Source organism: Paenibacillus ehimensis NBRC 15659 (assembly GCF_004000785.1).
GTDB classification, from domain to species: Bacteria; Bacillota; Bacilli; order Paenibacillales; family NBRC-103111; genus Paenibacillus_G; species Paenibacillus_G ehimensis.
In genome coordinates this window covers 1-6,026 of sequence record NZ_BILX01000148.1, presented here as the reverse complement: position 1 = coordinate 6,026, position 6,026 = coordinate 1, and the positions used below count along the sequence as shown (strand labels likewise).

The window sequence follows — 6,026 nt, the reverse complement described above, 5'->3', positions numbered from 1 at the left end:
CCCCCCCCCCCGAGATATTACATAAACTAAAGGAGCGACGAGCATGGAACCCATCATACGGATGAACCAAACGGCAATCGCGCTGACGAATCCTAAGGTTCGAATAACCCAACGGATCAACGATCATGCGAAGGCTTATTTTACCGGAATTGTCAGGGACGACGTGAAAGAAAGGTACGTGGAGATGGCGGAATCGTCGACGACGCTGGACATTTCTTACCGCAAGGAAGACGGGAAGCTCATCGACCTGTTCAAAGGACGGCTGATGAATATTCGGATAAGAGCCGCGGCGAACGTGTACTATATCGTCGGCGAAGCCGTATCCCATACATATGCAATGGACATGAAGGTCAACCGCAGAACGTTCCAGAATCAGAAGCTGACATATCACAAGCTGGTCGAAAGCCTTTTGGGGAATTATTCCGGAGCCAATTGGAACAGCAGTCTGGATCAGACGGCGCTGCAAAAGTTCACCATGCAGTACGACGAGACGGACTGGGAGTTTATGAAACGAATGGCATCCCGTTTTCGCTGGGGACTGATTCCGAGTGCAACGGCAGCGAAGCCGCAGTTTTATTTTGGTCTGCCGCACGGGGTGGAAAAGGGCGAGCTCACGAACTTTAACTTTTCCGTCACCCGCAAGATCGGTTCTGGAATCGATGGTGAAAATGGCAACTTATTGTACTATAAAATACACAGCACCGGTAAAAAAGACGTGCTGCTGAACATCGGGGATTCCGTTACCTATAAGCATCGGCCGTTATACGTCTTTCAGTCGATTGCCGCCATCAGGCACGGGGTGCTCAAGCATGAATATGTGCTGACCACCTCTGACGGACTGCAGCAAAAGCGTCTGCAGAACAGCAAGCTCAAAGGGTCATCCGTTCGAGGAAAAGTGATCGGGATCGAGGAAGATCGGATCAAGGTGCATTTTCATGAAATCGATAAGGCGAAGCCTGTTGTCGCAGAAACCTGCTCGTTCCCCCACGCCACGTTTTATACCGCAGAAGGTGATACGGGATGGTATTGTATGCCGGAGCTGGACGACGAAGTGAACATCTATTTCCCCTCGGATAACGAAGAGGAAGCTATCGTTACACATTCAATCCGTATGAAAACAAAAGATGGAGATTTGATCAAGAAGCCGGAGGTCAAAATTTTTATGACCAAGCACCGGAAAGCGATCGCCTTCACAAACAATGAAATTTTAATTACCGGTAAAGACGACGAAGTGCTGATCCGTTTAATCGACGATCATGGCATTGAAATCCGCAGTAAAAAAGACATTCGGGTCAAAGCGGATGGGAATTTATCGCTGCATGCCGGAAATACGGTGCAAATATCGGCGCAGAACACGCTGGGCCTGAAATGCAAAACGAGCCTGGTCGAGCTGGACGGCAATGTGAAGCTTCAGGGAGATAAGGTGAAAACGAACTAGCGGCAGACCATGCGGATCACAGAAGCGAGGAGGGAGTCAGATGCCGAAAGCTACGACAGGCGCTCAGGTTCTGGAGCGGGAACCGACCAAGGAAGAAATGATTGCAGAGTGGAAGCGAAGCATGAGCGAAGGCGTGGACCCGTTTATCGTCATTCCGAACGGATGGGACACTCCAGAGGACGCGCGGCGGAAGGCCGGTAACGAAATGATCTGGGAAGCGAAAAAAATCCGGGCCCAGGCAGATGCCGAGAAGAATGCCATAGAGAAGCAGCGGCTTATAGATAAAGCGGATGTTCTGGCGACAACCGGACGGAAGATGGGCGGAGTCATTTCACGCGAGATCAATCAGGAGCTGGCACGAAATATCGTGGCCAACGAGCGGATACTGGATGCCCGGATGGCATGGCTGGATGCGCAAAAGAAAGGGGACGAGGCGGGAAAAAAACAGGCGGAGCAGGACGCTGGGGAGGCTCGTAAATTGGGTGGGACCATCCCGAACTGCGATACGGAAGAGATGAAACGGATGGTCGGCAATCAGATGATTTTGTCGGCGAAAATTTTATGGGCGGAGGCGCATAAAGAGCACAATCAGGCCAATAAAGAAACAGCGGAAAAGCTGGCGGCCGAAGGACGTGCCATGGGCGGAACGATTACGCTGCAGGATGATTTGGCCGATGCGCAGCGGATGGTCGGCAATGAAATGATCTGGGGCGCGAAGCAAATCTGGGCGGACCCGAAGCAAGCGAACGGCGATGCAAACCAAGCCGTCGCCAGCGCCGCATATGCGCGAGAGCATATGGGCGGAACGATTACGATCGATCACAGCATTGAAGAAGCGGAACGAGTTGTTGCGGATAACCGGAGTCATACGCCGAGCAAGTATGGGAACTCGAAAGGCCGTGCGTGGAACGGGGTTTTTAATAAAGCGGAATGGGAAAATCATGCCCAATTTTTTTATGATACGGATCAAAAGGCTGGCGGTGACAAGTGGGCTAACGATAATTTGTTTCTGGCCGAGTTGATTTTGTACGGTTCCCCGAAAGAAGCGGAATGGGCGAAGAATAATATTAACAAAGTAACGAAGAACAGCGAAGAGAGTGCTAACGATGCTACAGATTTAGTAACAATTGCACAGAATGTTATTTTTGGTAACGAAGGTGACTATGGTACGGTAGTCGATAATGATAATGGGGCGCTTAGCATTGGGAAAATACAATGGCATGCGGATAGAGCATTTGATTTATTAAACAAAATCAAAAATTTGGATACTAGCCAAGGCCATATGGAAATTCAAAAAATTCTAGAGGGCACCTCTCTCTTTTCAGAATTATCACAGGATAGAAGTACATGGGGAGCCAGAATAATAACGGATAAACGTGAACATGATGCGCTCAAAAAATTACTTACTACTCCATGGGGGAAACAAGTACAGGATCAGCAGGCAAGAGAAGATGTTCAGGGATATCTTGATAGTGGCAAAAATCAGCAAGGGATTACGGATAAACAAGCACTAATTTATTTTTCCGATTTATATAATCAGAGTCCCAAAAGAGCTGTCGAGGTTGTTAGAAGCATTAGTGGGGCAGTAACTCTTGATAGTATTCATGCCGCAGCTCTAGAAAATAACGTTATGGGTCAATATGAAAATCGGAGAAATGCGACTTACAATAATATAAAAAATTACAAATTTGAAACAACAGATTCTAAAAGTAAAACAACTGAAATAACAGAAACGAAGCCAAAAGATACAGATATAAAACCAAAGGAGACAGCGGAATCAATACAAAAAGCAACTAATGGATCCTCATCATCGGATGCCAAGAGAAAGGCAATCGTAAATCAAGCCACAAAATGGATCGGGCAAATTGAATACTTACTTGAAAATGGTACTTCAACGACAATCAACTTTAACACCTCTCCAAAGCCTTCAGTTATGGACTGTTCTGCTTTTACTTCGTCTGTATTTCTTACCGAATTGAATATAAACATTGGCCGAAGTACAGGAGTACAAATTGAGAGAGGGAAGGTCGTTAGTGATTATCAATTAGGAGATTTGGTCTTTACAGGTAATGGAGGCCACGTTGGTATTTATGCGGGTAAAGATGCGGCTGGCGATGATATCATGGTTCATGAAGGACCAAAAACATCTAATTCCGAAGGGAACGTGAAAATTACAAAACTGAAGTATATGGGGACAATTGCAGGGGTCAGACGTATTATTCAGGATGACGGAAGTATTGTGAATTGATATAAATCATAGCTATTTTATTTGGGAGGTAGTATGAAAATTCGTAAGCGCATTAGCATCTGCTTGTTTTTTTTGTTATTTCTTATTTTGGGCTTGTCCGGATGTATGAAGGGAGAACAAAAGCCTCAAGACGTTCTCTCCAATCATGCTTCTCCCAAGCAGGAAGAATCTGTTGAAAGAAAACCTGAAACAAAATTGATTAAAAATGATCAAGAAAGCAAGATTTTGGAAAAAGGGAAAAGAAGAGAGGTGGGCTTGAGACTGTTAAACGAATTCTCCGATTATATTTCCAAGATAGAGCAAGGAGAGGCTTCCAAATACAATTTGATCATGGCTTCAGACCGGGCACGCGGACTTGCTAACTTCAATATGGACGACGAAACGGTCAAGTGGCTGATCCGTAAACAGGATGATATCAAGCAAAACTTGAAAGATAGCATTGTTTATTCGGGATACTCCGTATCCGGCGTTCACTTCATAGCATTGACTCACCCAGTGACTAAAAAACAACAGGTGTACAAAGAGGCCGTTAATAAACTGAGAGGTCTTGAAAACGAGTTTGACTTTTTGTCGGACGTTGTCATGAGAACAGATTCCAGATCTAGCGAAACATCATATTTTGCAGTTGATGTATTTGCAGAGGATCTTTTGGGAGAGAACAAGGAGATAACGATAAAGGGCGTCTCCATACCATTCAAAAAAAGTAGGAGCAATAACATTTCAAATCCTAATGATAAAAGACTAAATGAATCGATGTCAATATATGGTAGAGAGGTGAGTAATAATTTAATTATCCCGAATTTAAAATGGAACATTTTCTTGTTTGATGGCGATACGGCAACTGATGAAATAATCATCCGGTATGATGGGGAAGATGTACAACTACGGCGGGAATGACATCGTGTAATTTTATTCAAAAGGATAAAGGTACAGAGGTTTACTACTTGAAAAATTCGAAATTATGATCAAGCTTTGTTCAAGTAGCACCGATAGTGCTGGTTCCGGAGTGTAAAATGAAAGCATTAAATAACAGTTTTGATCAATTCATTTTTATTATCATAATGGCAACTATGTTTGCGGCATGTAATAAGTCGCCTGGCAGCAATAGCTCATCGATAACTCAAAATGATGACAGCCACTTCGTTAGTCAGGGTCAAAACAACGAACAGCGTAATTCTGAGGTGCAAGTTAATCAGGAACCTCAAGAAAACGACCCTTTTCTGGAAAACGTCCGCACGGCTATCAATGATCATCTTTGGTATAACGGGGTTTATTCGCATTTTAGAGCTTTTGAAAACCAGCTTGCCGATGTATCTGTATATCTAGGCACCGCTGACAGTAAAAATAAGATTGTTTTATTTGAGCAGCCTACTGCGGACAAAAATTTTCTAGCTATGGAATTAAGTTTGACGAAAAAAGGTTATTCCAATGAAATAGTAAATTTTAAGCTGGATTTTGACAAAGAGAAGCTGAAGTCTCTGATTGAAAAGCAACAATACCAATTTTCCAAATCAGCTCAATTAAAAATTGATAAAGCCTCACAACCCTTATTTCCTGCGATGAACTCCGAAAGAAAAAAGGTTGTCGAGAAAATTGAAAAATCAATCATGGATGAGCTTCAGGACAGCAGTATATTTCCAAATGGCACTTACAAATATTACGTACGAAATTATAGAGAAAATGAAATTGGAACGAAGGTGATCATCGAGGGTGATAGGACTTGGATAATCAATGCAAACGTAGAGGATCATCTCCAAGCGGGCCTGAAAGGCAAAATCGTTGAGACGGACCGTTCCGAAGCCACATTATTTCAGGTCAGTCAATATAAAAAAGCGGCAGTTGCAACAAATGAAGTGAGGAACTCAGAAAAATCAAGTCAAAATCCCAAACACGGCAGCGAAAAGGATCATGAGACTTACACGAACAAGCCTTTTAACTTCTCTCTAACGATTCCTGCATCTTGGAAAGGGAAGTATGAAGTTGTTGAGAAAGAGGAAGGGGTTTTCTTCTATTTTTTGCCGGAAAACAAGGCGTTAGAAAAGGCGGAGCTTTTTGACATTCAGGTTTGGGGGACAGAAGTTGAGTGGAATGAATGGTGGGATCGTGGCGGTAAAGACATCGGCGTGCCATTTGAAAAAGTGGGGATTTTGAACGGTCAAGTTTTTATCCAAGCCGGACCGACAGAAGCTATATATCAAGGTTCGCCGGACGCCAAAAAAGACGGGGAAGAGTACGATAAGCTGCTAAAGGATATTAAAACCATTGCAAAATCTTTTAGGGAAAGTAAGAAATAATGGATAAGTTTTAAAAAAATTGATTCTTTTTTATTGGAGATCATTT

General features: G+C 43.7%; 4 protein-coding genes. All 4 read left to right on the top strand.

The annotated features are described in order from the left end of the window. Positions 1-43 precede the first annotated feature (43 nt). The gene (locus PEH01S_RS33800) at positions 44-1,438 is read left to right on the top strand and encodes a hypothetical protein (RefSeq protein ID WP_127490414.1); all 1,395 of its coding nucleotides are present in this window, start codon (positions 44-46) and stop codon (positions 1,436-1,438) included. A 40-nt stretch (positions 1,439-1,478) separates the two neighbouring features. Continuing rightward, positions 1,479-3,686 (top strand): C40 family peptidase, encoded by a 2,208-nt coding sequence (locus PEH01S_RS33795; protein WP_127490413.1) that lies wholly within the window; start codon positions 1,479-1,481, stop codon positions 3,684-3,686. Positions 3,687-3,719: 33 nt separating this feature from the next. After that, positions 3,720-4,583: a hypothetical protein gene (locus PEH01S_RS33790; protein ID WP_025845920.1), complete on the top strand. Its 864-nt coding sequence runs from the start codon at positions 3,720-3,722 to the stop codon at positions 4,581-4,583. A 116-nt stretch (positions 4,584-4,699) separates the two neighbouring features. Next, entirely contained in the window at positions 4,700-5,980 is a 1,281-nt protein-coding gene (locus PEH01S_RS33785; RefSeq protein WP_127490412.1) for a hypothetical protein, read from the top strand. Positions 5,981-6,026 lie beyond the last annotated feature (46 nt).

Coding starts and splice junctions, on each gene's coding strand:
- PEH01S_RS33795 (WP_127490413.1), top strand. CDS start 1,479: ATGCCGAAAGCTACGACAGGCGCTCAGGTTCTGGAGCGGGAACCGACC.
- PEH01S_RS33790 (WP_025845920.1), top strand. CDS start 3,720: ATGAAAATTCGTAAGCGCATTAGCATCTGCTTGTTTTTTTTGTTATTT.
- PEH01S_RS33785 (WP_127490412.1), top strand. CDS start 4,700: ATGAAAGCATTAAATAACAGTTTTGATCAATTCATTTTTATTATCATA.
- PEH01S_RS33800 (WP_127490414.1), top strand. CDS start 44: ATGGAACCCATCATACGGATGAACCAAACGGCAATCGCGCTGACGAAT.